This window comes from Streptomyces sp. A01 (assembly GCF_059026195.1).
Window position 1 is genome coordinate 313,591 of the sequence record NZ_JBWLKN010000008.1, and the last position, 26,020, is coordinate 339,610.

27 protein-coding genes and 3 pseudogenes are annotated in these 26,020 nt (G+C 70.3%); 20 read left to right on the forward strand and 10 right to left on the reverse strand.

Going from position 1 to position 26,020, the window contains the following annotated elements:
• Nucleotides 1-83 precede the first annotated feature (83 nt).
• The 6 genes from AC5P1B_RS13955 (at nucleotide 84) to AC5P1B_RS13980 (ending at nucleotide 7,253) form a co-directional block, all read left to right on the forward strand.
• Entirely contained in the window at nucleotides 84-1,436 is a 1,353-nt protein-coding gene (locus tag AC5P1B_RS13955) for a PucR family transcriptional regulator (RefSeq protein WP_493887316.1), read from the forward strand.
• A 391-nt stretch (nucleotides 1,437-1,827) separates the two neighbouring features.
• Nucleotides 1,828-2,673, forward strand: coding sequence for an ABC transporter ATP-binding protein (locus tag AC5P1B_RS13960; RefSeq protein ID WP_493887317.1), 846 nt, complete (start codon nucleotides 1,828-1,830; stop codon nucleotides 2,671-2,673).
• A complete protein-coding gene (locus AC5P1B_RS13965) occupies nucleotides 2,670-3,614 on the forward strand; it encodes an ABC transporter ATP-binding protein (RefSeq protein WP_493887318.1) in 945 nt (314 codons plus the stop codon). The genes AC5P1B_RS13960 and AC5P1B_RS13965 overlap by 4 nt, the downstream gene beginning before the upstream one ends.
• Nucleotides 3,611-4,501, forward strand: a complete 891-nt coding sequence (locus tag AC5P1B_RS13970) for a branched-chain amino acid ABC transporter permease (protein ID WP_493887319.1) — start codon at nucleotides 3,611-3,613, stop codon at nucleotides 4,499-4,501. Before AC5P1B_RS13965 ends, AC5P1B_RS13970 begins: the two co-directional genes overlap by 4 nt.
• A gap of 247 nt (nucleotides 4,502-4,748) precedes the next feature.
• A complete protein-coding gene (locus AC5P1B_RS13975) occupies nucleotides 4,749-5,987 on the forward strand; it encodes a branched-chain amino acid ABC transporter permease (protein WP_493887370.1) in 1,239 nt (412 codons plus the stop codon).
• Nucleotides 5,988-7,253: an ABC transporter substrate-binding protein gene (locus AC5P1B_RS13980; protein WP_493887320.1), complete on the forward strand. Its 1,266-nt coding sequence runs from the start codon at nucleotides 5,988-5,990 to the stop codon at nucleotides 7,251-7,253.
• 191 nt (nucleotides 7,254-7,444) lie between these two features.
• On the opposite strand, the gene AC5P1B_RS13985 is transcribed toward AC5P1B_RS13980, so the two are convergent.
• Nucleotides 7,445-7,888, reverse strand: coding sequence for a cupin domain-containing protein (locus tag AC5P1B_RS13985; protein WP_493887321.1), 444 nt, complete (start codon nucleotides 7,886-7,888; stop codon nucleotides 7,445-7,447).
• 332 nt (nucleotides 7,889-8,220) lie between these two features.
• On the opposite strand from AC5P1B_RS13985, the gene AC5P1B_RS13990 reads away from it, so the two are divergent.
• Both AC5P1B_RS13990 and AC5P1B_RS13995 read left to right on the forward strand, forming a co-directional pair.
• Nucleotides 8,221-8,832 (forward strand): hypothetical protein, encoded by a 612-nt coding sequence (locus tag AC5P1B_RS13990; protein ID WP_493887322.1) that lies wholly within the window; start codon nucleotides 8,221-8,223, stop codon nucleotides 8,830-8,832.
• A 360-nt stretch (nucleotides 8,833-9,192) separates the two neighbouring features.
• Nucleotides 9,193-9,672, forward strand: coding sequence for a hypothetical protein (locus AC5P1B_RS13995; RefSeq protein ID WP_493887323.1), 480 nt, complete (start codon nucleotides 9,193-9,195; stop codon nucleotides 9,670-9,672).
• A gap of 86 nt (nucleotides 9,673-9,758) precedes the next feature.
• On the opposite strand, the pseudogene AC5P1B_RS14000 reads toward AC5P1B_RS13995, so the two are convergent.
• The 4 genes and pseudogenes from AC5P1B_RS14000 to AC5P1B_RS14015 form a co-directional block, all read right to left on the reverse strand.
• Nucleotides 9,759-9,839: pseudogene (locus AC5P1B_RS14000) on the reverse strand (ATP-binding protein); the annotation flags it as partial.
• 235 nt (nucleotides 9,840-10,074) lie between these two features.
• Nucleotides 10,075-10,440 carry a hypothetical protein gene (locus AC5P1B_RS14005; protein ID WP_493887324.1) on the reverse strand — a complete coding sequence of 122 codons (366 nt, stop codon included), beginning with the start codon at nucleotides 10,438-10,440 and terminating at the stop codon, nucleotides 10,075-10,077.
• A 7-nt stretch (nucleotides 10,441-10,447) separates the two neighbouring features.
• Complete coding sequence (locus AC5P1B_RS14010; protein WP_493887325.1) at nucleotides 10,448-11,632, reverse strand: ISAs1 family transposase; 1,185 nt, start codon at nucleotides 11,630-11,632, stop codon at nucleotides 10,448-10,450.
• A gap of 137 nt (nucleotides 11,633-11,769) precedes the next feature.
• A complete protein-coding gene (locus tag AC5P1B_RS14015) occupies nucleotides 11,770-12,267 on the reverse strand; it encodes a winged helix-turn-helix transcriptional regulator (protein WP_493887326.1) in 498 nt (165 codons plus the stop codon).
• Nucleotides 12,268-12,369: 102 nt separating this feature from the next.
• Between AC5P1B_RS14015 and AC5P1B_RS14020 the strand changes: the two genes are divergently transcribed.
• The 4 genes from AC5P1B_RS14020 to AC5P1B_RS14035 all read left to right on the forward strand — a co-directional run bounded on the left by AC5P1B_RS14020 (nucleotide 12,370) and on the right by AC5P1B_RS14035 (nucleotide 14,592).
• A complete protein-coding gene (locus tag AC5P1B_RS14020; protein ID WP_398984947.1) occupies nucleotides 12,370-13,014 on the forward strand; it encodes a dihydrofolate reductase family protein in 645 nt (214 codons plus the stop codon).
• 20 nt (nucleotides 13,015-13,034) lie between these two features.
• Nucleotides 13,035-13,238, forward strand: coding sequence for a hypothetical protein (locus AC5P1B_RS14025; protein ID WP_493887327.1), 204 nt, complete (start codon nucleotides 13,035-13,037; stop codon nucleotides 13,236-13,238).
• A 518-nt stretch (nucleotides 13,239-13,756) separates the two neighbouring features.
• Entirely contained in the window at nucleotides 13,757-13,969 is a 213-nt protein-coding gene (locus AC5P1B_RS14030; protein WP_493887328.1) for a hypothetical protein, read from the forward strand.
• A 56-nt stretch (nucleotides 13,970-14,025) separates the two neighbouring features.
• The gene (locus AC5P1B_RS14035; RefSeq protein WP_493887329.1) at nucleotides 14,026-14,592 is read left to right on the forward strand and encodes an AAA family ATPase; all 567 of its coding nucleotides are present in this window, start codon (nucleotides 14,026-14,028) and stop codon (nucleotides 14,590-14,592) included.
• Nucleotides 14,593-15,111: 519 nt separating this feature from the next.
• Here the strand turns inward: AC5P1B_RS14035 and AC5P1B_RS14040 are convergent.
• Together AC5P1B_RS14040 and AC5P1B_RS14045 are read right to left on the reverse strand one after the other, a co-directional pair.
• Nucleotides 15,112-15,528 (reverse strand): SgcJ/EcaC family oxidoreductase, encoded by a 417-nt coding sequence (locus AC5P1B_RS14040; protein ID WP_493887330.1) that lies wholly within the window; start codon nucleotides 15,526-15,528, stop codon nucleotides 15,112-15,114.
• A 392-nt stretch (nucleotides 15,529-15,920) separates the two neighbouring features.
• Complete coding sequence (locus tag AC5P1B_RS14045) at nucleotides 15,921-16,886, reverse strand: sigma-70 family RNA polymerase sigma factor (RefSeq protein ID WP_493887331.1); 966 nt, start codon at nucleotides 16,884-16,886, stop codon at nucleotides 15,921-15,923.
• A 685-nt stretch (nucleotides 16,887-17,571) separates the two neighbouring features.
• On the opposite strand from AC5P1B_RS14045, the gene AC5P1B_RS14050 reads away from it, so the two are divergent.
• Nucleotides 17,572-18,633 (forward strand): YVTN family beta-propeller repeat protein, encoded by a 1,062-nt coding sequence (locus AC5P1B_RS14050; RefSeq protein WP_493887332.1) that lies wholly within the window; start codon nucleotides 17,572-17,574, stop codon nucleotides 18,631-18,633.
• 249 nt (nucleotides 18,634-18,882) lie between these two features.
• On the opposite strand, the gene AC5P1B_RS14055 is transcribed toward AC5P1B_RS14050, so the two are convergent.
• Both AC5P1B_RS14055 and AC5P1B_RS14060 read right to left on the reverse strand, forming a co-directional pair.
• Nucleotides 18,883-19,089 carry a DUF397 domain-containing protein gene (locus AC5P1B_RS14055; RefSeq protein ID WP_493887333.1) on the reverse strand — a complete coding sequence of 69 codons (207 nt, stop codon included), beginning with the start codon at nucleotides 19,087-19,089 and terminating at the stop codon, nucleotides 18,883-18,885.
• A pseudogene (locus AC5P1B_RS14060) lies at nucleotides 19,086-19,919 on the reverse strand (helix-turn-helix domain-containing protein). Before AC5P1B_RS14060 ends, AC5P1B_RS14055 begins: the two are co-directional and overlap by 4 nt.
• A 131-nt stretch (nucleotides 19,920-20,050) precedes the next feature.
• Here AC5P1B_RS14060 and AC5P1B_RS14065 point away from each other — a divergent pair.
• The 5 genes and pseudogenes from AC5P1B_RS14065 (at nucleotide 20,051) to AC5P1B_RS14085 (ending at nucleotide 22,531) form a co-directional block, all read left to right on the forward strand.
• Nucleotides 20,051-20,212 carry a hypothetical protein gene (locus AC5P1B_RS14065; protein ID WP_493887334.1) on the forward strand — a complete coding sequence of 54 codons (162 nt, stop codon included), beginning with the start codon at nucleotides 20,051-20,053 and terminating at the stop codon, nucleotides 20,210-20,212.
• Entirely contained in the window at nucleotides 20,209-20,451 is a 243-nt protein-coding gene (locus tag AC5P1B_RS14070) for a DUF7848 domain-containing protein (protein ID WP_493887335.1), read from the forward strand. The genes AC5P1B_RS14065 and AC5P1B_RS14070 overlap by 4 nt, the downstream gene beginning before the upstream one ends.
• Before the next feature lie 635 nt (nucleotides 20,452-21,086).
• Nucleotides 21,087-21,248 (forward strand): annotated as a pseudogene (locus AC5P1B_RS14075) (methyltransferase domain-containing protein); the annotation flags it as partial.
• A gap of 314 nt (nucleotides 21,249-21,562) precedes the next feature.
• Nucleotides 21,563-21,823, forward strand: a complete 261-nt coding sequence (locus AC5P1B_RS14080) for a hypothetical protein (RefSeq protein ID WP_493887371.1) — start codon at nucleotides 21,563-21,565, stop codon at nucleotides 21,821-21,823.
• A 153-nt stretch (nucleotides 21,824-21,976) separates the two neighbouring features.
• Nucleotides 21,977-22,531, forward strand: coding sequence for a DM13 domain-containing protein (locus tag AC5P1B_RS14085; RefSeq protein ID WP_493887336.1), 555 nt, complete (start codon nucleotides 21,977-21,979; stop codon nucleotides 22,529-22,531).
• A 164-nt stretch (nucleotides 22,532-22,695) separates the two neighbouring features.
• Here the strand turns inward: AC5P1B_RS14085 and AC5P1B_RS14090 are convergent, their stop codons facing one another.
• Nucleotides 22,696-23,043: a GvpU-like protein gene (locus AC5P1B_RS14090; protein WP_493887337.1), complete on the reverse strand. Its 348-nt coding sequence runs from the start codon at nucleotides 23,041-23,043 to the stop codon at nucleotides 22,696-22,698.
• Nucleotides 23,044-23,177: 134 nt separating this feature from the next.
• Here AC5P1B_RS14090 and tap point away from each other — a divergent pair, with 134 nt between their 5' ends.
• Both tap and tpg read left to right on the forward strand, forming a co-directional pair.
• On the forward strand, nucleotides 23,178-25,388 hold the full coding sequence (gene tap, locus AC5P1B_RS14095; RefSeq protein WP_493887339.1) for a telomere-associated protein Tap: 2,211 nt from the start codon (nucleotides 23,178-23,180) through the stop codon (nucleotides 25,386-25,388).
• Between the two features lie 4 nt (nucleotides 25,389-25,392).
• On the forward strand, nucleotides 25,393-25,947 hold the full coding sequence (gene tpg / locus AC5P1B_RS14100; RefSeq protein WP_493887341.1) for a telomere-protecting terminal protein Tpg: 555 nt from the start codon (nucleotides 25,393-25,395) through the stop codon (nucleotides 25,945-25,947).
• Nucleotides 25,948-26,020 lie beyond the last annotated feature (73 nt).

Sequence of the window (26,020 nt, forward strand, 5' to 3'; positions counted from 1 at the left end):
CACTCCGGCGCGCGGGGGCGGTCAGCCGCCTCGCGTGCGCGGGAACGAGCCGCCCTGGCGCCCGCACCCGGTGGAGGAACACGATGCACCACGCCCTACGGCCCCGTGTCAGAGCCCAGCCGCCCACGCCCACCTCTCCCACCTCTCCCTCCGCCGCGGCCGCGGCGCCCGCGCCGCCCGGGGAGTTGCCCGGGCTGCCCGCCGCCGCGCCTCCCCGCAGATCCCAGGCGAGCGCCGATGCCATCGCCGCACTCCACCGCGCCGCACGCGCGCTGATGGGCCGGCTGCCGCGCCTGACCGACCAACTGCTGCTGGCACTGTGCGAACAAGAGCCCGCCTACCGCGCCGCGATGGACACCGACGCCGACGGCGTCTGGCAGGAGGTGCACCGCTCGCTGTGGCACAACGTCGGCTCCCTGATCAGCCCCGGCAAGTCCCGCGAGGCCGCCCGGCGCTGCTCCTGGGAGATCGGTGCCCGCCGCGCCGAGCAGGGCATACCGCTGGACGCGCTGCTGCACGCCTTCCGGCTGGGCGGCGCCATGGTCTGGCAGAGCCTGGTGGTCCAGGCCGAGCGGCGCGGCCCCGCGGACGTGTCCCTGCTGGTCCATGTCGCCGCTGACGTGTGGTACTTCGTCGACGAGCACTGCAGCCTGGTCGCCGACGCCTACCGGCGCGTGGAGCGGCGTCTGGCCTGGCAGCGGGAGAACCGGCTGCGGCTGATGACCGAGTCCCTCCTGGAGGGCACTACCCGCATCACCGACCTGCCCGACGTCGCCGCCGCGCTGGATTTGCCCGAACAGGGCCGGTACGTGGTCGTCCTGGTCGCCGGCGGTGACCGCGCCGCCCGCGACAGCGAACGACTCGCGCTCCACCCCCTCCTCCCGGCCGGCATCCGCGCGCTGTGGCACTGCGGCACCCACACCGACCAGGGCATCATCTCCGTCAACTCCGCCAACGACACGAACCTTACGAGCCTTGCCGAGCTGGCCCAGGGCATCAAAGGCCCGCCCGGCAGCCGTATCGGGATCAGCGTCCTGGTCGAGGGACTGGCGGCCATCGGAGACGCCCGCCGCCTCGCCGAGACCGCACTGCGCTGCTGCCCCCACAGCGGCGGTACGGCCCTGCTGGAAGACCACCTCCCGGCCGCCCTGGCCATCTCCTCGCCCGACCTGGCCACCGCCCTGGTGGACCGGGCGCTGGGACCGCTGCTGCGGCTGGAACCGGCCGACCGCGACCTGATGCTCGACACCCTCACCGCCTGGCTGGACTGCGACGGCTCCGCACTGCGCGCGGGCACCCGCCTGTACTGCCACCGCAACACCGTCTTGAACCGGCTGCGCCGCTGCGAGCAACTGACCGGACGATCACTGAACCGACCCGGCGTGGTCGTCGAACTGTCCCTGGCCCTGGCCGCACGCCGACTCCTGACCACCTGACCACACCCCCCGCCCCCACCGGGGCCGTCCACCGGGCCGTCCTCACCCACCGGGGATGTCCCCACCCACCGTGCCCTCACCACCGACCGAGCTGTCCCCACCCGTCCCACGCCCAGTCACCTGCCCCACGCCCGGTCACTCCGTCCGTGGTCCGTGCCTGGCCATCCCGCCCCACGCCCGGCCCCCCCCGCCGCGTGCCCGGCCGCCGTCGCCCCATGCCCGGCCGCGCGTTCCCTCACTGGGCACCCGCACAGCGGGTCGGCACGGACATTGGGCGCACGTCCCGGCCTGCGCCGCAGGGCCTGTACGCGCCGCGGAGGACGTGTTGTCGTAGCCGTCTCTTCCCCCCTCTCTCGCCGTACCGTGCCGCGCGCACGTTGAGGAGACGCCAATGTTCGAACCGCCTCCGGACGCACCACCGGGCGCCCTGCACATCCAGGATCTCGACGTGGCCTACGGGCGGGCGGTGGTCGCCCTGCGCGGCGTCGGCCTGAGCGTCCCACCGGGCGCGGTGGTCGCCCTCCTCGGCGCCAACGGGGCGGGCAAATCCACCCTGCTGCGCGCCGTCTCCGGCACCCTGCGCATGCACAGCGCGGCGATCACCGCCGGCGGTATCCGCTACGACGGCCAGGAACTGAACGGCGGCGACCCGGTGGCCGCGGTGCGCGCCGGAGTGGTGCAGGTACCCGAAGGGCGCCGGGTCTTCGGCGGTCTCACGGTCGAGGAGAACCTCAAGGCCGGCACGCTGGGGCTGGCCGCCGGCCACCGCTCCACCCGCCTGCGTACCGCCCGCGACCGCGTCTTCGACCTCTTCCCCCCGCTCGCCCAGCGCACCACCCAACGCGCCGGCCTGCTCTCCGGCGGCGAACAGCAGATGCTCGCCATCGGCCGGGCCCTGATGGCCGAACCGCGCCTGCTGCTGCTCGACGAGCCCTCGCTGGGACTGGCCCCGCGCATGGTCGAGCGCATCGCCGAGGTCATCGAGCAGATCAACACCCAGGGCACCTCCGTGCTGCTCGTCGAGCAGAACGCGGCCATGGCGCTGGCCCTGTCCGACCACGCCTACGTCCTGGACGTGGGGCAGGTACGGCTGTCGGGGCCCTCGGCGGAACTGTCCCGTACCGACGAGGTACGCCGCCTCTACCTCGGGGAGACGCCCGGCACCGGCCCCCTGCCCGACCTCGCCGAAGCGGGCACCGCCGCCCCGGCCAGTGATGAACGGCGGTCCGCCCGATGACCACCACCCCCGCCACCATCTCCACCCCCACCCAGGCCACCCCGGTCGCCGTTCCGCCGCTGCGGCTGGAGCGGGTCACGGTACGGTTCGCCGGGCTGGTAGCCCTGGACGAGGTCAGCCTCCAGGTCCGCCCCGGCAGTGTGCACGCGGTGATCGGCCCCAACGGAGCGGGCAAGTCCACCTGCTTCAACGTGCTGTCCGGCATCTGCCGGCCCATCTCGGGCAGCGTCCGCCTCGGCGAGAGCGAACTCACCCGCCTCGCCCCGCACCGCATCGCCGCCCTGGGCATCGCCCGCACCTTCCAGAACATCGTCATGACCAGCGGCACCGTCGCCGACAACCTGATGCTCGGCCGCCACCTGCTCACCCGCGCGGGCTTTACCGCCACCGCCCTGCGCCTGCCACACGCCGTACGCGAACAGCGCGTACACCGCGCACGGGCCCGCGAGATCGCCGAACTCACCGTCCTGGGTGCACTGTTCGAGACCCCCGTCGCCCTCCTGTCCTACGGGGACCGCAAACGCGTGGAGTTGGCCCGCGCCCTGTGCCTGGAGCCGCGCGTGGTGCTCCTGGACGAACCGGTCGCCGGGATGAACGCCTCCGAACGGGCCCGCACGGCCGAGACCATCAGCCATCTCCGCGCCGAACTCGGCATCTCCATCGTCCTGGTCGAGCACGACATGGGCCTGGTCATGCGGCTCGCCGACGAGGTCACCGTCCTCGACTTCGGCCGCAAGATCGCCGGAGGGCGGCCCGAACACGTCCGCCAGGACCCCCACGTGCTGCGCGCCTACCTGGGCAGCGCGGCGGCCGACGCGGCGAACACAGCCGACGCGGCGAACACGGCGGACGTAGCGGACTCGGCGGACGTAGCGAAGACGGCGGACGCGGCGGATGCGGCGGATGCGACGGATGCGGCGGGCAAGGAGTGTGCCGGATGAGCACCGCGGTGGACATCATCCTCAACGGGCTTGCCCTCGGGTCGGTCTACGCCCTGGTCGCCCTCGGCTTCGTCATCATTTTCAAGGCCTCCGGGGTGATGAACTTCGCTCAGGGCTCGCTGCTGCTCCTGGGCGGCTACCTCACCGCCCTCTGGCACGGCACGCTCGGCTTCGCGGGAGCCCTGATCGCCGCCGTCGTGGTGACCGCTGTGGTGGCGGGTGCGGTGGACCGCGTGCTGCTGCGGCGCCTGGACCCGCACGCCGCCCACGTCTTGACGATCATCACCATCGGCGTGGACATCCTGCTGATGACCGAGCTGGCCCGGCGTATCGGCGGCGACCTGCTGACGCTGGGCGACCCCTGGGGCGGCGAGGTGGCCACCCTCGGCGGCGTCACCGTCGCCCACAGCCGGATCGCCGCGATCACCGTCTCGCTGCTGGTGATCGGCGCCGTATTCGCCGTCTTCCGCCACACCTCCTGGGGCCTGTCGCTCCGCGCGGCCTCCGAGGACCGGGAGGCCGCGGCGCTGATGGGCATCCGGCTGGACCGCGACCGGACCCTGGCCTGGTGCCTGGCGGGAGCACTGGCCGCGCTCGCCGCGGTCTTCCTCGCGGCGTTCCCCGCACCGGGACTGGAGCGTACGACGGGGCAGATCGCCCTCAAGGCATTCCCGGCGGCGGTACTGGGCGGCATGACCTCCCCGGCGGGCGCCCTGCTCGGCAGCCTGCTGATCGGCGTCACCGAAGCGCTGGTCGCCGGATACGAGACCGAACTGTCCGTCCTGGGCGGCGGGTTCGCGGATGTGGCCCCCTACGCCGTGATGGTGCTCGTCCTGCTGGTGCGGCCCGGTGGGCTGCTGGGCGCAAAGGAGTCCACCCGTGTCTAGCCCTCCCACCCCCCGCCACGCCACGCCAGAACCCCCCGAGTCCGAACCTCCCGCATCCAGCGCACCCGCATCCAGCGCACCCGAGCCCAGCCCACCCACACCCAGCGCACCCGAGCCCAGCGCACCCGCATCCAGTCCCACCGGGTCCAGTCCCACCGGGTCCAGTTCGCCCCGGTCCGTGCGTGCCGCCCACCGGCCCGCGCGCTGGCTCGTGTGGCCGCGTACGCTCGCCGCCTCCCTCGCCCGGGTGCCGCGCCCGGTGCAGGCCGCGATCGTCCTGGTGCCCCTGCTGTGCGCGCTGCCCTTCTACCTGGATGCCTTCTGGCTCCAGGTGGGGCTGTTCTCGATGGCCGCGGCCATCGGCGCGATCGGCCTGAGCCTGCTCACCGGCACCGCCGGGCAACTCTCCCTGGGCCATGCGTTCTTCCTCGCTGTCGGCGCCTACGGCTATGTCTGGCTGGCGGGGGAGCCGGGCCCTGGTCTGCCGACCCCCTTCGCGCTCGTCCTCGCCGTCTGCCTGACGGGCGTCGCGGGCGGGATGTTCAGCCCCATCGCGGGCCGGGTGCGGGGGGTCTACCTCGGCGTGGCCACCTTGGCCCTGGTCTTCCTCGGCCATCATGTGATGCTCAACGCCGAGACGGTGACCGGCGGTTTCAACGGCCGCGCCGTGGCGCCGCTGGACATCGCCGGGTTCTCCTTCACCGACACCGATCCCTATCTGACGGTGCTCGGCGTCCCCTTCGGCGCTGCCGAACGCCTGTGGTACCTCGGCCTCGCGCTGCTGATCGTCGCCATGTTCACGGCCCGCAACCTGCTACGCGGCCGCCCCGGGCGGGCGCTGTCGGCGGTGCGCGACAGCGAGGTCGCCGCCTCGGTGATGGGCGTGCCCGTCGCCCGCTACCGGTCGGCCGCCTTCGTGGCCTCCTCGATGTACGCGGGGCTGGCCGGGGCGCTGCTCGCCCTGGCCTTCCGCCGTCTGGTCCCGGACTACTTCGGTCTGGCGCTGTCCATCGAATACCTCGCGATGATCGTCCTGGGCGGTCTCGGCTCGGTGGCCGGCGCGGTCGTCGGCGCACTGTTCGTCACCGCGCTGCCGCTGGTCATGGCTCACTACGCCGACCAGCTCCCGTTCGTCGCGGCCCCCGGGACCTCCGGCCACGCGGTGGGCCCCACCGAGGCCGCGCGCTATCTCTACGGCGCCGCGCTCGTCCTGGTCCTGATGTACGCACCCGGCGGCCTGAGCAGCATCGTCCGCCGCCGCTCGCAGGCCACCAAAACCACCAAAACAACCAACACCGCCGAGGCCACTCAGAACACCCAAGCCGCCAAAGCGCTCAAGGCCGCCGAGGCACCCCAGACCACCAACCCCACCGCGACCGCCAACCCCACCGCGACCACCAACACCACCCACGCCGCCGAGGCCGCCACCAGCCCCCCGCCTGACCAGTCTGACCCGTCCGCCCAGTCTGCCAAGGAGCGCACTTAAGTGAACATCATCAAAAGACCGGCTGCGGCGGCCGTCCTCGCCGCGCTCGCCCTGCTCGCCGCGGGCTGCAGCACCAAGGCCCAGGACGACGCGGACCGTTCCAGTGCCGACGGGGTACGTACCGGACCCGGCGTCACGGACACGACCATCAAACTCGGCGCGCTGACCGACCTGACCGGCCCGTACGCCACCTTGGGCAAGAGCATCACCCAGGCGCAGCAGATGCACATCGACGAGGTCAACGCCAAGGGCGGCGTCTGCGGCCGCAAGCTCAAGATCGTGACGAAGGACCACGGCTACGACGTCCAGAAGGCGGTCGCCGCCTACCGCGAGGTCTCCCCGGACGTGGCCGCCCTGCCCCAGGTCATCGGCTCTCCCATCGTCACCGCTTTGGCCGACGACCTGGAAGCCGACAAGCTCCTCACCTTCCCGCAGGCGTGGGCCGCCTCCATGCTGGGCAAGGACGCCATCCAGGTCCTGGGCACCACCTACGACATCGACATGATCCGGGCCGTGGACTTCCTGACCCGCGAACAGGGCATCGGCAAGGGTGATGCGATCGGCCATGTCTACTTCGAGGGCGACTACGGAAGCAACGCCCTGGAAGGCTCCCGGTACGCCGCCAAGAAGGCCGGCGTAAAGATCGTGGCCAAGAAGATCAAGGCCACCGACAACGATCTGACGGCACAGGTCGCGGCGTTGCGCAGCGCGGGGGTCAAGGCCGTGCTCATCAGCGCGGGCCCGACCCAGACCGCTTCCCTGGTCGGCGTCGCCGCCGCGCAGGGCTTCAAGGTGCCGGTGGTCACCAGCGCCCCCGGCTACGCCCCGCAGCTGCTCAAGACCCCGGCCGCCCCGGCTCTGGTGGCCATGCTCCACATCGTCAACGCCGCGCCGCCGCTGAGCTCCGACCTGCCGGCGGTGCAGAAGATGGTTATCGACTATCGGAAGAAGTACCCCGGGCAGCTGCTGGACTCCGGTGTGCTCTCCGGCTACAACGCGGCGATTTTGATGGTCCGTGACCTGAAGGCCGCGTGCGAGGCCGAGGACCTGTCCAGGGAAGGCGTGGTCAAGGCCCACCGCGCGCAGAAGGAGGCGGACACCGGTCTGGGCACACCGCAGGACTTTACCAACGCCGACTGGCCCGCGAGCTTCGATACGTATGTGATCAAGCCCGACAAAGAGGCGGTGGGCGGCACGGTGCTGGTGGAGGAGGCGGCCGAGGCCCCCGGCGCCCGCTCCTACGTCGACAAGGAACAACAAGGCTGACGCCCCTCTGGGATCACCCGCGGCGCTACGCGGACGCGCACCCCTCCCCGCCGCTCCCCGATGCCACCTGCTGCTCCCCGGTACTACGCGCCGCCCACGCCTGTGGCGCAGCCGGCAGGCCCATGCCCACCGGAGATCCCCACGCGGGCTGAGCGGAGTGCCCCCCGCTCAGCCGGCCGGCGCTGTTGGCCCTACGGCGTGTGCGTGTCCTGGAGTTGGTACAGCTCGGGCAGGGAGACCTTGATCGGCTCTTGGGTGGTCCGTGCGATCACCACGACCGCGGGCTGGTTCGGGTCGGGGTTCTCCTCCCGGTGGGGGACGAACGGGGGAACCAGGAGGAAGTCGCCGGGACCGGCGGCGATCCGCACCTCCTGTGTGCCGTCGTGGTAGACGAAGACGGGGTGACCGCTGACCACGTAGACGCCCGCCTCCGAGGCGCCGTGATGGTGGTTGTCCGTCGTGCTCAACGGCGGGTTCTCCACCAGGCCCATCCACAGCTTCTTCGAGCCGACGGTGCCGCCGCTGATGGCGGCGTAGCCGTCCAGCTCGCCGGAGCGAACATGGTGGACGCGGTTGCCCAGCGGCGCGCTCTCGCCGGTGTCCGGTGTACTGCGGGCGCCGTCACGGGTAGTCATGGTGTGGCCTCCTGATGGTGGTCGAGGGCCCTTTGGCCGGGCCCCAGAGTGCGACCACCGCGGCTGGGGCGACAACTGCTGTTGCCGTAATGGCAACGCGGTCTTCCGCGCGCCGCAGGCGCCCGCACCCGGGGCACGGACCGCGCGGGGGCACGGCGGGCAGGCCGCAGGAAATGTCGGCGCCACCCGCGTCGGGGGCGGCGCGCACCGGGTGCGGTGCCGGACATTGTCCCTAGCCTGGAGGCCGGGAGCATCCGTACGCGCGCGGCGCTGCGCATGCGGGTGGGGGATGGGGGGATCGGGTGGCGCGAGTGCGGGAGAGAGCCCGAGCGGTGGCCTGGTCCCCGGCCCGCCTGCGGCTGGCCGGGGCGGCCTTGGGGTTCGCGGCGTCTGCGCTGATCACCGGTGTGGCGGTGCTGGCGTTCGCCGTGCGCGGCGACGGTCAGGGCGTGCGAAACCTGACGTGGTTGGTGTTGCTGTTCGCCGCGATCGGCCTGATCGGGCTCGCCAGCGCAGGCGACTGGCCCTCATGGCACAGCAGAGCGGCCCTGGTTGTCGCCTCCCTCTTCCTCCTGACGCTGGGCGACCTCATGGCCGACGCCGTCCTGGACTGGCGGGGCCAGACCACCAAGGCCGTGGTCACCCAGCACATCACCAAGAAGCAGGGCGCACCCGCGACGACGAACTCCCGCTGCGAACTCCTGCGCCCCGACGGCACATCGGTGGTGCTCACCTCAAGCGAGGGACTTTTCCGGCACGGTCAGTGCGACGCGGACACCCAGGTAGGGGACCGCATCTGGGTCTACGAGGACCCTGAGGGGAAGATGACGCCGCGTTCTTCCCCGCCGCTGGTCTCCCTGGCCCAACTGGGCCTGATCACGGGCGGAGCCACCGTCGTACTGATGGCCCTGACCGCCCAAGCGGCGGCCCGCAGCCGAGACTGACGCCCGATGATATGCGTCCGTCGTCCCATGGCCGGTGCAGGTGTGGCAGAAACCTGGGCTGACCTACGCTGCCCTGCTGACCTACGCTGACCTACCCGGTGGTGCCGCTCACGCCGGGTCGACTCGTACCGCTGACTGACAAGCGTCGAGTACAACCCATGCTTCAGGAACCGACCACCTGCTCCCCAGGTTGACCAGGGCCTTCAACCCGCTGCTGGATGCCGCACGTCCTGTGCGGCCCTGAGCGTCCTGGTTCAAGGCCACGGCGCCCGGCTGACCACAACGGCGCCTGGACAGCTGCGGGTGCCACGAGGCGCCCAGGCGGGACCCGGCCCGCAGCGCGGAAGGGAAAGGTACGTCATGCAGGTACGTCAAAGCCTCGCTCTCGCAACGGCCACGGCGGCGCCGGGGGGCGCCGTCGCGATGGCCGCGCCCGCCGCGCAGGCTCAGCCAGTACATCAGGCGGCTCCGGCCAAGCAGTCCGCGCAGTCCGCGGCCGCACGGACCGACGCCGCCTCGTCCGCCAAGGCGAGCTGGCATCTGATCTGGGGCCCCCGGAAGCACAAGCCCACGAAGGACTGGGCCACGCCCGACTTCGTCCCGCGCAACACCACGCTCGGGGTGAACGCGCGCTGCTGGAACGGCGGGGACGGCACCAAGTACAAGATCGACATGGTGCGCACCTCTGACAAGGAGGTCGTCAAGAAGGGCGGTTGGGGGTACTGCACCGGCAAGTGGATGACCGCGAAGGCCGCGGCGAAGTCCGGCACCGCGTACTACACGCGCATCTACCTCACCAGGGCGCACACCGTCGAGGCCAAGGCCTACTACTACAAGTGAGGTCAATGCCTGCTGCGTTCCGGGGCGCCGGAACGCAGCAGGCACCCAGCCGCGCCAAACCAGCACACCGGTGCCCGCATAGCAGGGGCGGTCTCTACGACGAGCGGCCGCCACGGCGGCCAGTGCTGGAAGTTGTCCGTCCCGGGCAGGCAGGGCGTGATGTCCATGAGTGTCTCGCCGGCCTTCTCGCGTCGCCCCCCCCGCGTCGCCGTCGATCACGGTGCCGCCGGAGCAGATGGCCGGGCGCGGTAGGACCTCTCGCGGCGACTTTCGTCCGTACGCTCCGACGTTCCGCACTCCGACCCTCCTTAGGCAGCGCACTGCGGCGCGGGGTCAGGTGAGCGGCACGTGGATGTGCCTCAATGATCTCCCGTACGGTCTGCGCGGCGGGGGCGCCGGCGTTCATGTCAGCCCCATCCTGCGGTAGGTCAGGGCGACGTCGTGCTCCCATGTGCCGCCGTCCCGGCGCGTGTGCCAGGCGCCGGTGAGGGCGTTCGCGTCCTGACTGAACGTGCTGGTGAAACGCTGCCCGAAATCCAAAGGCGTGAAGTCGGGCGATTCCCGCGTGAGCGTCCACTCCCGGTCGGAAAGGCTCATCGCATACAGGCGCGCCACACCGCGGGAGTCGTAGTAATGCTGCGTGTACGCGCCGCTCTCCAGGTCGGCGCTGACGATCGTCAGGCTGTCGGGTGCCTGGGGGATCGACGTAGGGTGCGCTGCAGCAGGCTCTGCCCGCCCAGGGCTTCGGCGTAGTCGCGTGATGTCCATTTCGTGATCATGTAAGCCCCAGGAGGGTGAGCGGGCGTCGCGCGTCGCGGGCGTTGCGACGCAGGCTGGCCGCGATGTTCGTGACGCCAGTCAGCCGCAGGGCTCCGATGGCCAGGTTGCGCCAGGTCGCCATCGCTCGGGGCGTGTTGCCGGTCCGCATTTGTGAGGCGTCCTCGGCGAAGGTGGTGTCCCGGACGTGGTGCAGGGCCTCCACCTTCCAGTGCTCGCGCACCAGTGCTGCCAGCTGTGCGGGTGTCGCCTGGTCGGCGGTGAGGCTGGTGACGGCGTAGACGGTCTTCACGGTGGTCTTACCGGTCTTGCGGTCGGTGCGGCGGCGCTTGATCTGGACGGCTTGGCGGGCGCCGGGGAAGAGCAGGTTGTTCACCCTGGCCACCTTGATCCGGCGGATTTCGGTGCGTCCGTGGCCGCTGTCCCGGGTGCGCCCTTGGAGCGGGATCTGCTGCCAGGGCAGGGACTTCAGCTGCTTGCGCAGCTTCTTCTGGTTGCCCTTGACGATCACGATGTACTGGGCGCCGCGGCCCAGTAGATACGTAGCGTGCTCGCGCTGGGTGTGCATCGCGTCGCTGATGACCACCACATCGGCCAGGTCGGCGACGGCCTGAAGCAGAGGCTGGAAGCAGGTGATCTCATTCGTCTTCTCCTGCACGTCGAGCTGGGCCAGGACCAGGCCGGTAGTGTGGTCCAGGGCGGCGAGCAGGTGGATTTTCCGGCCCTTGGCCTTGGCCGCCCCGCGCAGGCTCTTGCCGTCCACGGCCAGACCGTGCAGTCCGTCTGCTCTGTGGGGGCGGCGGTCGGCAAGCCAGCGGCCCACGGCCTGGTCCAAGGCGTCGCCATCGATCCGGGCCAGGAGTCGGCGAACCGTCGATTCCGCAGGCAGCAGCCGCTTCGGACACAGTGGATCGGCACGCGCGCCAACAGCTTGGAGCACCTGGGGCGGAGCGTCGGCGATCCACTCGCCGACCGCCAGCAGCGATCTCGCCCCGGCCAGTACCGCGCACGCGGTCAGGGCGAGCGCGACCACCAGAGTGTGCCGCACTCCGCGCGGATCACGCGGGTCAGGCACCTCAGCCAGCCGTTCCAGCAGGCCCGGTACTTCTCCGGGTGCGACCTGCGGGTGGTCGCGGAGTTGGTCAAGAGCGGGCGAGATCGGCGATGATGCGTCGGCAGGCACGGTCTTCCACTCGGATCATGGGGCGTCGAGAACTCCATGATCTTGGGAGGCCGTGCCTGTCACGTTCTCGGCTGTCTGTCGTGCCAGATTTGTGCCAGGTGTTCGCTCTGCTTCAAGAGGAAGGCGCCCCTTGGCGATCAGGACGCCTCCGCGAGGGCGCGTTCGTAGGCCGCCTGGAGGACTGTTGAGGCCAGCGGGCGGTCGGGGCGCGGGCGGGGGGTGCCCAGGTGCACCTCGCGGAGTTCGTCCATCAGGTCTTCCCAGAGAGATGGCCCACCCTCCTCCAGCAGTCGTGCGCGGACGGCCAGTTCGGGTGTCGTGGGGCGGTGCCGCATTCCCCAGGAACCGAGCGCGACCATGATGGGGACGGTCTGGATGCCCGCCTCGGTGAGGCTGTAGGTCGCGCGTCGTCCTCGCCCGGTCTCCTCCTGCGTGAGGAGACCGCCGGCGAGGAGGGCCTTGAGGCGGCTGCTGAGGATGTTCGACGCGATTCCCTCCTTGGAGTGAGTGAGCAGCTCGCGGAAGTGGCGGCGCCCACCGAAGATCACATCGCGCAGGACGATGAGACTCCACTGGTCCCCGAGTGCCTCCACTGCCGCGTTGATCGCACACCCGGACCGCGGTTCGTCTCGCATGCCCACCTCCAGTGATTGCATTCTGCCACCACCAAGCCTACGCTCATCCCCGCAGGTGATTGCAGTTCGCAATCATGTCCATCGAGGGTAGGAGGCCACGCCATGTCCCGTGTGAGGGTCCACAACTTCTCCGTCTCCATCGACGGCTTCGCCACGGGTGAAGGACAGAGTCTCGATGCTCCGTTCGGCCACGCCGGCCATCGACTCCACGAGTGGTTCTTCCCGACCAGGACCTGCCAGCAGATGCAGGGCAAGCCGGACGGGAGCACCGGGGTCGACGAGGCTATCGCCCGCACCTGGGATGCCGGCATCGGGGCGGAGATCATGGGCCGCAACAAGTTCGGTCCCCAACGCGGGCCGTGGGGAAACCATGAGTGGAACGGCTGGTGGGGGCCCAACCCGCCCTTCCATACCCCAGTGTTCGTACTGACCCACCATCCCCGTCCCTCGGTGGAGATGGAAGGCGGCACCACGTTCCACTTCATCGATGCCACGCCGCAGGAGGCGCTCCGTCAGGCGCGCGAGGCCGCAGGCGGCCTGGATGTGAGGATCGGCGGCGGGCCGACCACGATCCGCCAGTTCCTCGCCGAAGACCTCATCGATCACCTGCACATCGCCGTCGTCCCGGTCGTCCTGGGCCGTGGCGAGCGCCTGTGGGCCGGACTCGAAGGACTCGAGAAACGCTTTCAGGTCGAGTCCGTAACAACCCCCAGCGGCGTGACGCACATGACCTTCACCCGGCCGTAGCGCCGGCCCGAGCGCGAGCGGTGGTCCGGCACCTGGACCAGGGCCTGCACCAGCGTCGGCAGGCCCGGCAACTCCTCGACCGGGCCGGGCAGCACGACGTCCTCGCACTGGCGCATCAGCGCGTCGATCAGGATCTGCTACCCGCCGCCTCGCCACGGGTCACCGCAGCTCGCCCCGCCGCCCGTCTCACCTCACGAGAACGCAGAGGCACTGTTCTCGGCTGACCGCTGAGCTGGCAGATCGTCACGAACTGGACGTCCTACGACTACGCCGAAGCCCTGCCCTCCGGAGCGGCTGCGCGGCCCTTGCGGTGCTTTTGATCATTGCGGTCTACGTCATCCTCGACAACCTGTAGCCCGCACGGTCAACGGGCCGGAGGAACCCGGCGCCACGCGACCGAACAACGGTTCTTCCTGCGTGGTCCGCACTGGGCAGTCGAACACCGACGCACCCCCGGCCGGCCACACGAAATGCACCTTGCGCACCCGATACGGGTGCGCAAGGTGCGGGCGCGCCTGAGCACACCGCGCCTGACGCACACCGCGCCTGATGCGCAGGTGGTGCGGGGGAGCGGTGGTGCGAACTCGGTGGGTGCGCCCCCTGCCCGCTGCTCGCGCCTGTGAGGAATTCGGCCAGAGAAGCGCTGTGCGCCGCCAACAACAGGTAACCACGCTGCCGAGTCGCCGCGTTCGCTCTACACAAGAGGGATGGAGGCGGTGCGTGCTGGACGGGAGGGTGGCCGGTGGTGCTGACCATCGACGTGGCGGTGTTGCTCGCTGTCATCGTTGTTCTGCGGTTGCGTCGTCGGACACAGGCCAGGAGCCGGTCCGACGAGCAGCTGACCGTGGTCATTGTGCTGGTGCTGGGGGTGCTGATCGCCCCGACGGGGTTCGGCCAGTGGGTCGTGGACGTCGTGGGCGAACTGGTGCAGGCTGGCTCGGAGTCCGCCTCGTAGCGCCTCTTGCCGCGCTCCGGCTTTTCTACCGCCGCACACGGCAACCCGCCGGTAGCGTGGACCGGGTGAGGGTGGGCACCGTAGAGACCCGGCTGGTCATCGTGCGCGGCAACAGCGCCTCGGGGAAGTCAGCGGTCGCGGCCGGCCTCCGGGAGCGGTTCGGCCACGGCCTGGCGCTGGTCGGCCAGGACCATCTGCGCCGGGTCGTTCTGCGCGAGCGCGACCGGCCCGGCGCAGCGAACATCGGCCTACTCGACAACGTCGCTCGCTACTGCCTCGATGCCGGATACCACGTCGTACTCGAAGGAATCCTGTACGCCGACCACTACGGCGAGATGCTCCAGCAGCTGAACGCCGACCACCGCGGACCCACCCACTGCTACTACCTCGACGTCGACTTCGACGAAACGCTGCGCCGTCACGCCACCAAGCCCCAGGCGACCGCATACGGCGCGAGGGAGCTGCGCTGCTGGTACCGGCCGCTGGATCTGCTGCCCGGCGGGATGGAGACCGTCATCGGCGCCGACAGCGCCCTCACCGCGACCCTTGACCGCATCATGCTCGACACCGGCTTGGCCGGCCTTCCCGCGCTGGAGAACGAGCGGGCACGTCCGAACACGTAGCCGAGCAGCAGTGCTGCTCCTGCCTCCGCCCGGGTGGTGCTGAACGCCAGTTGGGGAGTCGCTTGTGAGTGACTGGGGGAGTCACCAGCTGGCCGAGTTCGCGATCGACGGCCCCGCACCGGCGGACCGGTGCGGGGCCTCACGAGCGCGGCGAGATCACCATCGCACGGGATTGTCTCCTGTAAGCGGCAGCGGGTGACCACCTCCCCGCACCACTGCCGGCAGCTGCAGATCGTGATTCGTAGCGTGCTGTGTCCGGTGAGCCGCGCACGGACGGCCGTGGAGAGAGGGGGATCGTACCTGCCCCCCGAGGAAGTCGATGCGGCGCACGATGCCGCGACCATCCCCGTCACGCGCCCGGCAGAGGCAACTGGTCCTTGGTGTTCGTGACAGTTGGGGGGCTTCAGGGTGCTGGCGGCTCCCGGTGTGCGCCGTGGCCGCGGACTGGAGGGTGGTGTCCGGGCCTGACCCGTGATCGAGGCTCGCCTGCCCGGTGGCTGGGCCGGGCCGGCAGCGGCCTCAGCCCATGTCCGCGATGGCGGGGGAGTTCTGGTAGGCCGCGAGCAGCCACCTGCCGTCCTGCCGGGTCAGGACCCAGGTCGCGATCGCGGTACGGTCGGCCGGCACTTCGGTCTCGCCCGGGAAGAGGATGTTCGTCTCGCTGACCACCACGGCGGCGTCGTCGTTGAGGAAGCGGATGTCCAGCACCTTGTTGGTGGTGGTCGAGCCTTTCAGGAAGCTGCTGAACCCGGCCTGCATGCCCTGCCGTACCGCATCGCGTGACGTGCGGTAGGACCCGGGCAGGATCGCGCTGGCGTCCTCGGTGTAGTCGGCCACGAACGCGTCGGCGTCGTGCGCCTCCCATGCGTCGTAGACGCCCTGGAGTACCTGGAGGATGGCGGTCTCGTCCGCAGTATGCGTCTGGTTCGCAGTCACGGTTTCCCTCGCTTGGTCGTACTGCTGCGGATTGCCGCGGTCTGCGACGCACCGGGAGTCGTGTGCGGCTCCACGGATACATACCGGCGGCGGGGCCCGAACTCATCGCGTCGGCGCACACTTTTCCCGACGGCCGCGGTAGCACCCCGCACCAGCGGCGATATGCGGGGGGCCCGGCCGCGTTTCCGCCCCGAAGCCGGCGGAGTACGACCACGGCGCGAGCAGCAGACCGCGCGGGGGCACGACGGGAAGGGGCACACATCCGTGTCCGGTGGCGATGCGGACCGATGACACCTCCCGCATCTGGTGTGCGGCGCCGGGCTCCGGCTTCCCTGCGGACCACACTCCTCAAGCCGGTCCCGGTGCGGGCTCGCAGCGGACCCGGGCAGCTGTCAGATTTCGATCCTGGGGGCCAGGCCGAACCTCGCGAACACCTCGGCGTCCTGGAACACGGTGTTCCTGCTGATACCGGAGGCGGTGACGGTGAGCACCTGGAGCGTGTGCAGTTCGAAAGCGCCGCTGTCGCCGAGGTTATAGGCGGCGAAGCCCGGCTGGCCGTTCGCCGCGACGGGAACCAGACGCCACCTGGTGCCCGCCTTGGCGAAGACCCAGCCCATGAACTGGCTGTAGTTGTCGCGGCCGACGAACCAATTGAGCATCGGCGGCATCTCCATGAGGACGTCTTGGGCGAGGAGCCGCTTGAGTCCGTCGATGTCGGCGTTCTCGAATGCCTTCATGTAGCGCTCGACGCAGGCCCGCTGTTCTGCCTGTGAGGGCTCTGCGACGTGGTCCTCCAGGACGCCTGCCCGGTTCAGTCGTGCGCGCGCCCGCTGCAGCGAACTGTTGACCGAGGCGATCGACGTACTGAGGATGTCCGCGGTCTCGGCGGCGGAGAAGGCGAGTACCTCGCACAGGATCAGCGCGGCGCGCTGACGCGGGGAGAGGTGCTGAACCGCGGCGACGAAGGCCAGGCGCAGGCTGCCGCGGTCGATGGCCGCGCCGCCGGGGTCCCCGAGGTGCCGCAGCGAGTCGGGCATCGGCTGCAGCCAGGTGACCTCTCCCCCGTTAACCAGGGGATCGAGCGCCTGACTGTCGGCGACCGTTCCTGATGGCAGCGGTCTGCGGCTCCGGGTTTCCAGGGCGGTCAGGCAGGCGTTGGTCGCGATCGCGTACAGCCAGGTCCGCAGCGAGCTGCGGGTCCGGTCGTAACGGTCCCGCGCCCGCCAAGCCCGCAGGTAGGTCTCCTGAACCAGGTCCTCGGCGTCGTGAACCGACCCCAGGATGCGGTAGCAGTGGGCGAGCAGTTCCTGCCGGTACGGCTCGATCTGACGGCCGAAGTCCTCCACCATCGTCGCCACCCCTGGCCGATTGCCTTGCTCCCTCTGCCGGCGGACCTTATCGCACGGGCATACCGGTGCAATGATTTCCGGTTTGAAGCCATTCGTATTCCGAGCGCGATCGTTTGGCGGCGGGAGAAACGGGGCTGGTTGGTCCACTCGTGTCGCTGGTGGAGATGGCTGGATGCCGTCGGTTGTGGGTCCCGCTGGAGGCCCGGGAGAAGTAGCTCCGGGGAGAGGGAGCGCTGCGGCAGCCCTGACGGCCTGCCGCAGCGGTGACGGTGACCCCCGAACTCACCTCGAAACGACATTCACGACAAGTCACACAGCCACCCGCGTCACAGGTCACGCACGGCCGAGGGTTTTTCCGGTTCCGGTTCCGGTTCCCGGCTCCAGCCCGCCACTCAGCTCCTTTGGCCGCGTTCTCTGCTCGGCGCTTCCTCCGGCCGCGGCCCCGCGCTCAGCGTCAGGACCTCGGCCTTGAGCCACAGCCCCCAGATCCGGCCAGCCGTCCACGTCGCTGGACGGTACGCGGGCGGCCCTCCCACTCGCCTCCCGCTCATGAGGGTGCGGCTCGGCGGATCGCCGGCCACCGCCGTCGGCGAGCGGGCAGGACACCCGGAGTCCGCGAAGTTAGGTAAGGCTAAGCTATGTTGTCGGTGGTCGCTTCGCTGAGGCGGCGCATCAACAAGGAGGCTGACGCAGCATGACCTCACCCACCCGCCGTTTCCGCACTGCCGCTGTGGCCGTCGCGGCCCTCGCCACCGGCATCGCCCTGGCCCCGGTCGGCACCGCCACCGCCACCGCGCACGCGGGCCCCACGTCCGGTTCGGCCGTCACGTCCGCGCCGGTCGCGGCCGGTTTGTACCAGACCTCGTACTCCGAGCGGAACCACGTGCTGTGGGCCACCTCCGCCGTGGGCCGTCCTCCGGTCACCAACTCCAGCCTGATGAAGGTCGATCCGCGCACGCTGGCCGTCACGGCGACGTACAAGCCAGCGGTCACCAACCCGGAGACCGGAGCGGTCGGGGCCGTCTACGGTGTCGCCGTCGACGACGAGCACAACACCGTCTGGACGACGAACACCCGCGACAACTCCGTAGCCGTCTACAGCCAGCGCGACGGCAAGCACCTGGCCACGCTGCCGGGTGTGGCCCACGCCCGTGAGGTCGTCGACGAGCGGCACAACCTGGCCTGGGCGAGCGGCTTCGGCGACGGCACCCTCGTCGCCTTCGACACCCGCACCTACCAGGAGAAGAAGCGCGTCACGGTTGCGGGCTCCACCCCGACCGGCCTTGTGGTCAACGAGAGGTCAGGCGCCGTCTACGCCGCCGACCTCGCGGGCGACCGGATCATCGAGATCGCCCCGAAGGCCACGAGCCCCCGGCTGATCCCCACCGGTGACGGCCCCATCTCCGTCGCGCTCTCCCGTGACGGCCGCACCGCCTACACCGCCGACCAGGCCGCGGGTGGCCTCTCGGTCGTCGACCTGCGCAAGGGCGCGGTCACCAAGACCGTGCCGACCGGTGCGGGCGCCCTGTCCGTCGCCACCGACCCGCGCACGGACCGCGTCCTGGTCGCCAACCGCACGGCCGGCAACGTCACGGTCGTCGACCCGCGCAAGGGGGCCGTGGTGGAGAGCGTGAGCGTCGGCGCCAACCCCAACCATGTCGAGGTCACCCGCAACGGCACCGCCTACGTGACCGACAAGTCCCGCTCCGGCCCCGAGGGCCAAGACCAACTGCACCGCGTCCGCCTCGGCCGCTGACCCCCCGCCCCACCCGCCCCTGACCACTGCCCTTCCCACACCCCGCCCCCGCCCCGCCCCCCGCCCCGTCCACCGCACCCGCGCGGCGGGCGGGCGCCCGGCCGGGCCCCCGCTCCGCGCACGTATCCACCTCATCCGCGGCCCCCGGCGCAGGGCGCCCCTGGTACGGGCCAGTCGCCCTCCCCTGCGAGACCGAACGAAGCCCCCGGCACTCTCCAGAGTGAGAGCGTCGGGGGCTATGTCGTTGGCCTAGGCGGTGGGGAACTCTCCGCCCTTGACGGCCGCCACGAACGACGACCAGGCCGACGCTTCGAAGGTCAGCGCCGGGCCGTGGGGGTCCTTGGAGTCGCGCACGGGGACGACGCCGTGTGCAGCGAGGTTGGCGTCGACCTCAACGCACTGGCCACCGTTTTCGCTGTGCGAGGACGTGATCCAGCGGGGGCTGTCGGTCGTCACGGGGCGCCCTTTCGTAACTGGCTGATCATGGCCACGGAAGCCGCTTGAGGTTGGGCTTCGGCCTGTAGCTGATGGTAGGCCGTAAGCGTCGGGAGTACGCACGTGCTTTCCCTCTCCAAGTGACCACGCTGGGCGGACTCCGCGTAGGACATGAGAGAGCGGCCGGCCATGGTCGGCACCGTGATCGGCAGGCTGAACGGTCGGCGAGCCCCCATGTCGAACGCGGGGCGACCTGGAGAACGGTGTTCGGCTGCTCGGCGAACTCCACCAGCCATGCCAACTGAGCGTCCATGGTTGCCGAGTCGCCGATGGGACGACGAATGCAACATTCGTCCAGCACCACCAGGACCAACGGCGAAGGTTCCCGGATGAGAGAGGCTTGCCGTTTCGCAATGAGCGTGACGCGCTCTTCTGCCTGCTCGTGCGTGATCGCTCCCCGCTTCACGGCACTCCCGGCAAGTACCCGCGCGTAGTCCGGTGTTGTCTGTAGCAGACCAGGGATGACGCCCATCTCATACAGCCGGATTTCTGTGGCGCGCGCCTCGTGCCCTACATAGTGCGGAAACCCCTCAAGTAGTGCGGTGTGCCGCACTGCCTGGCTCTGCCGCTCGAAATCGATCACCTGTCCCGAGTGCCTTGTCAGCACTTGCCGCGAAGCGGGGAGTTGGAGAGCGCCGACCAGTTTCGATGGCGGAGATGTGCGTTCCCGAATACCCCATGCCTTCGCCTAGCTCATCCTGCGTCCAACCCCTCTCGTCCCGCAGCCTGCGGAGATGCTCCCCGAACGCTGCCACTGGTGAACTCTCCGGGTTCAACTCTTTACGGTTCAAACGGTTGCCGCCCAACTCTCCATTCACTCTGTGCAAGTGGAAGACCGCCCAACCGTAGGCCACGCTGAACCGCCTCGGTAGCGGTATCGCTACGGAGCGAGAGGAGTCGATCGACCTTACCTCGCAAGAGCATGCCCCCCAAGCCCCCCACCCCCTGCCCCGACCATTGGCCCCCTGCTCCCGAACCGGCTGACGCAAAGCTCGCCGCGCTGCTCGCGCGCGAAGACCAGCGAGCCGACGACGTTCCGCTGCCCGGCGACGACCACAGTCGCGAGAGGGTGAGTGACCGGTGAGCGACCCGAACCTCCTCGGGCACACGATCCCTCGCGCCGCGGACGCCGAACTCTCCTACAGCGCCGTCTGCTTGGGCGCCGCTGACGTCGAGTGCGGAGCTGACTCCGATGAGGGGCTGACGCCTGATCCCTGCGAAACGTGGATGCGTTCGCATCTCGATGAGACCGGGGGCGCGCACACCCGCTACCGGCGGTACCTGACGGATGTTGCCGACGCAACGGGCGTCGGGGGCCCCTGACGTGGTGAAGCGGCTCACCGCTCTCGTCCGGCGGGCTCCCGTGACGGACGAGGTGGACGAGTGACCGGCGGGAAGCGGCGCCCACACGACCGCATCACGGTGCATCCGCTGACCGTGAGGCGGGGCGACATGGTACTGGTCGGTGGTCATCTGCGAGTAGTGCACGACACTTTCCGGGTGGCAGGTGATCCGGATTCGCGGGGCCTTGTTTTCCGGGGACCGCTGTTTTCCACGCTCCGGCGTGGGTGCTCGCTGGAAGCCTTGCGAGCGCCCGGCGACTTGCTGACCAGCTGACCCAGCAGCCTCACGAGGACTCCACCACTCAGCGCGATCAACAGACTCCGTCCGCCGGACGCAACCGAATGGGTATCCGGGCAGGGGCGGGCCAGCCTGTTCGGCTGCTTGCGTGACAGCCGGATGGTTCCAGCGAAGCCTTACGTAGGAGGAGACAGTGATCAGCATCGTTGAGGCCGGCGGCGGAGACGGATTGCCCGGCGAGCCCGCACCCCGCCGCCCCCGCCCACCCCGGACGGTGGCCCCGGCGTTCCCAACCCGCCCAAGGCTGTCTGCCAGTGAGCACCGACGCCGGCCAGGAGCGGCTGGCACACCGGTTGAGGACTGAGAACGTCGTCACGGTGGAACTGGATTCCGTCGTTGCGGCACAGGCACGCACGGCGTTCAATCTCTTCGGGCTTCCCGTACGGGTCATCAACCGCGACGGGCTCAAGGGCTACCCGGATGGGGGACCGTACGACCGGATCATTGCCACGTGCGGTTTTCGGTCCATCCCCTTCGCGTGGGTGGAGCAGTGCCGACCGGGCGGGATCATCGTGGCCCCGTGGGGGACTCATTACGGCAATGGTGACGCCGTAGCCCGGTTGGTCGTCGCAGACGACGGGCAGAGCGCCACAGGGCCGTTCACAGGGCCGGTGGAGTTCATGAAGGTGCGAGCCCAGCGCCTACCCCCGTCGTGCACCGCGAGTACGTCAGCGGCAGTACGGCCGACCGTCAGAGGTCGTCCACACCGATCACGGAAGACGACTTCCTGGGGGAGCGGTTCAGTCCCCAGCGGTTCGCCATGGGGCTCAAGCTCCGCGATTGCGTTCACGTCGTGGCTGACAAGCGCGACAGCGAGCGGCCCGTGTGGTTCTACGGACTCACTGACCGTTCATGGGCGTGCGTGGTGTTCCGCGATGGGGAGGAGGCGCAGGTGTGGCAGTCCGACCCCCGCCAACTCTGGGACGAAGCCGAATCGGCTTTCCGGTGGTGGGCGCAGAAGGGGAAGCCCGGCTACGACCGCTTCGGGCTCACCGTTACGGCGGAAGGGCGCAGCGCGTGGGTTGATGATCCGGCCGGTTCCTGGCCAGTGTGAGACCAGCGGCCAGCGGCTTTCTGCCGTCCCGGTTCGCCCGGGCACTGCTGTGTGCCGTTGGTCGTTGAGCGAGCAACAACGCCCATGCCACGAGGCTGTTCTCGGGCGGGGATGCGCACGCAAGGGCGCAAAGGCGCAAGGGGGAGTCAGTACATGGGGCGTGGACGGATAGCGAGCAGACCGGTCGTTCTCACGGTCGCGGTGGTCGCGGTCGCGGTGGTCAGCGTGGGCATGTACCTGTTTCGGCCCTGGAAAGCCTGGCAGGACGAGACCGTGCGCGAGGCGCTGCCTTCCGCAACGGCCACCGCGCCGGCCGAGCCGGGTACGGGTACGGCGCCGACCGCGCCCGCGGACCTCCAGACGGTCTCCATGGGGCAGCTGATCAGCCATGAGCACAGCACGAGGGGCACGGTGAAGATGCTGCGTCTGGCGGATGGTTCGCACACGCTGCGGCTGGAGAACCTCGACACCAGCAACGGCCCCGACCTGCACGTGTGGCTCACCGACGCGCCGGTGAAGAAGGGCAAGGGGGGCTGGGGAGTCTTCGACGACGGCAAGTACGTCAGCCTGGGCAAGCTCAAGGGCAACAGGGGCGACCAGAACTATGTCCTTCCCGCGGATGTGAACCTCTCCCAGTACACGAGCGTGAGCATCTGGTGCGACCGCTTCAATGTCTCCTTCGGCGCCGCGGAACTCGCCAAGGCCTGACAGGCCGCAGGAACACACGCCGCGTGGTGGGGCACCGGGCCGGCGCGCGCGACCTGCGGCGCGGTGGTGACCAGGCGATGCCCGCCCGCGGGCGGCGGCGCCACCGGGGGCACCGCGAAAGATTCCTGGCCGGTGAGCGCGTAGCGGCCCGGGCCGCTACGCGCTCACCGCACGCTCCATGCGCTCACCGCGGACAGCGGTATGCGGAAGAACTCGCCCAGCGCGGCGGGAAGGCTGCTGGCGCCGGAGATCAGCTGGCAGCCCTGGAGGTGGAGGAACGCCGGCGGATACGCCAGGGGTTCCTCCGCCTCGCGCGCGAAGTCCTCGGCGAAGCGTTCGTCGGGCACAGCGGCGTCGTCGAGCCGGCCCGCGACGCGGGTCGCCCAGTGCCGGTGCGCCGCGAGGCGGCCCGTGATCACCACGCCCTGGGCCACGACCGTGATGCGCGGACCGCCGTCCTCCATCTCGGTACGGTTGATCAGATCGATGAGGAGCTCGTCGCGTATGGCCATCCCGCGACTGTAGTGAGCACCGCGGGACCTGCCACGACACCCTCGTCCACGGCGGCTTCCCGGCCCGGAGCCGCACACCGTGTGAGTCATCCACGCTGAATCCGTGCGGAAACAACGAGCGATTCAGGTAGCATATGGGTCCGGAGGTGACCTCTGTGCCCCATGATGAACAGACGCTGTTCAGTGCGGTCGACGCCCTGCTGGAACAGGTCGCGCAGGACCCGCTGCCGCCGCCCGCCGAACGCAAGCGGCTGCGGGAGGCGGCCGGGCTGAGCCAGGATCAGATCGCCAAGGCCCTCAAGAGCCGGCGCGAGTCGGTCGGGAACTGGGAATCCGGCCGCAGCGAGCCCCGGCCGCCCAAGCGCGCCGCGTACGCCCGGCTCCTGGAAGGACTCGCGGACCGGTTCCCGGCCAACACCGCCGCACCCGACACGGCCACGGCCACGGACTCCGCGTCGACGACACCCGCCGCGCCCGCCACGGTCTCCGAGCCGACCGCACCCGCACCCGCGTCGGTGCCGCAGGTTCCCGCCCAACCCGCCGCCGCGACAAAGGCCATCGCGACCGCAGTCGCCGCGACCGCGTCGGCGGCTGCGGCCCCCGCCCGCCCGGCGAGCATCGCCGCGACGTCGACGCCCCGCCGCCCGGCCGCGAGGAACACCGCCCCGAACAAGCAGACCGCCACCGACCCGCGCTTCCCCCACGGCCCCCTCGCCGTCCTGGACGGCGACGGCACCGCGTACTGCCCGGACGGCATGCTGCTGGAGTGCCCGGCGACGACCATCGCGCACCTGGTCGAGTGGGCCCTGAGGGAGTCCGGGATCGGCGCGCCCCGCCTGCACCGCAACGGCAAGGACTCCGATCCGCTGATCGTGCTGACCGCGTCGGCGGCTGAGAAGCTCGGCCTGCCCCCACGGCTGGAGGGCTTCCAGGCCCGCCGCTCACTGCGCCTGGACGACGACCACCCGGTCATCAAGCAGCTCACCCGCGCCAAGTGGAAACTGACCCAGCGCGGCTTCGGCCCCTGGGCGAGGATCTACCGCCCCGCCACGGCCGGCCAGCGCCAGTGCGTCCAACTGGCCATCCTGCCCTGGGACGCGCTGGACTCCCGCGCCTGGCCCCACGCCAGCCACCTGCCCCCACCCGAACTCGCCCGCGTCCTGGGCGTGTACGCCACCCGCGTCATCACCCCGCGCGGCTCCACAGCCGTCAACGGCCTGGAGCTGATGACCGCGCTGCGCCCCCCCACCCGCGCCGTGAAAGACGAGCGGACCGGTGCGTGGGTGCCCGGCTACAACCCGGGCTCCCTCGGTACGCAGCCGGTCGACCCTGCGCCGCCGGAGGCCCCCATCGAGCACCCGGTCGCACAGGGCTGGGAGGGCGGCTTCCTCGATGAGGAGGCCTACCAGTGGGTGCGCGACCCGAAGCTGCTCACCGATGAGGAGTGCCTGCGGCCCTTCGCCATCGGCCTGGACATCAACACCGCCTTCCTCGCCGCGGCCGCGCGTCTGGTCGTCGGCCTGAGCGGGCCCCAGTACGTCCAGCACCCGGTGTTCGACAAGAAGATCCCCGGCTCCTGGTACGTCGACCTCTCCCACATCGAGCTGGACCCGCGCCTGCCCTCACCGTTCACCCCGTCCGGCCAACCCCCCCAGGGCCCGGCCTGGTACCAGACCCACACCGTGGCCTACGCAGTGGAACTGGGCCACGACGTCCAGCCGATCGAGGCGTACCTGCGCCGCGAGACCGGCGCCTACCTCGACCCGTGGCACGACCGCCTCAAGGCCGCCTACAACCAGACCATGGCCGACCTGGGCGTCACCAAGGACCTGGACGACCACCAGTTCCTGGCCGCGATGGAAGACCACAAGCACCACGACGCGGGCCTGGCCGCCGTCCTCGCGGCGATCAAGTCCACCGTCAAGGGCGGCGTCGGCAAGCTCCGCGAGCGCCCCCAGGGCCGCCACTACACCGACGGGCAGCGCTGGGCAGCCCTGGAACGCCCGACCTGGCGCCCCGACATCCGGGCGGCAGTGATCGCCAAGGCGCGGGTGAACCTGCACCGCAAGCTGCTCAAGACGGCGGCGGCCACCGGCCAGTACCCGCTCGCGGTCCTGTCCGACTGCGTCGTCTACGCCTCACCCGGCCCCTCGCCGCTGGACTTTCTGCCCACCACCCCCTCCGGCGAGCCGCTGCCCGGCACCTTCCGGCTGGGCCCCACACCCGGTCTGGTGAAAGTCGAAGGGGTGCAGGAGATGCTGTGGGCGGTGGACCTGATGGAGCAGGGCATGAACCCCGCCCGCCATATCAAGGGCGGCGACGCCGTCCTCGACGAGGGGGAGTAGGCCGGTGGGAGACATCGACGACGCCCTGGAGCGCGCGGACCGCGAGACCTTCACCCGCAACCCGCCCACGAGCCTGAAGGCCCGTATCAACTTCCTGCTGGGGAAGCTGAAGACGACCAAGGCCGTGGCCCAGGAACTCGGGGTCACCCAGCGCTCGGTCGAGCGCTACCGCACAGGCGAGCGGAAGCATCCGCCGAAGAACATCGCCGACCGCATCGAGGCGGCCGTCCGCGCCCGCTGGCAGCCCCAGGTCCGCAAGCGCCGCCGTGAGCAGGCCGCGTCCAGTACCGGGATCACGGTGGAGACCCGGGCCCGGTTCGGTTACACCGCCCCGGTCGGTACCACGGACGATGGGCGGATGCGCCGCCTGACTGTGCACCTGCCTCCCGTGTACGCGGACCGCCTCTTCACGGCCCACCAGCAGGGCGCCGGTGACCAGCACATGCGCGCCATCGTCGCCGAAGGGCTCCAGGAAATCTATTTCAAGGACGGTGGACGCCGCGCCGGTGACCTCGAAGTCGCCTTCACCGACATCGACTACTTCGACGTCTCGTTCTAGTCTTCTGAGTCAGGAACTCTGTTCAGATGTATAGGCTAGTCTCATGGCACGGACGGGGCGGCCGAAGGCCGAG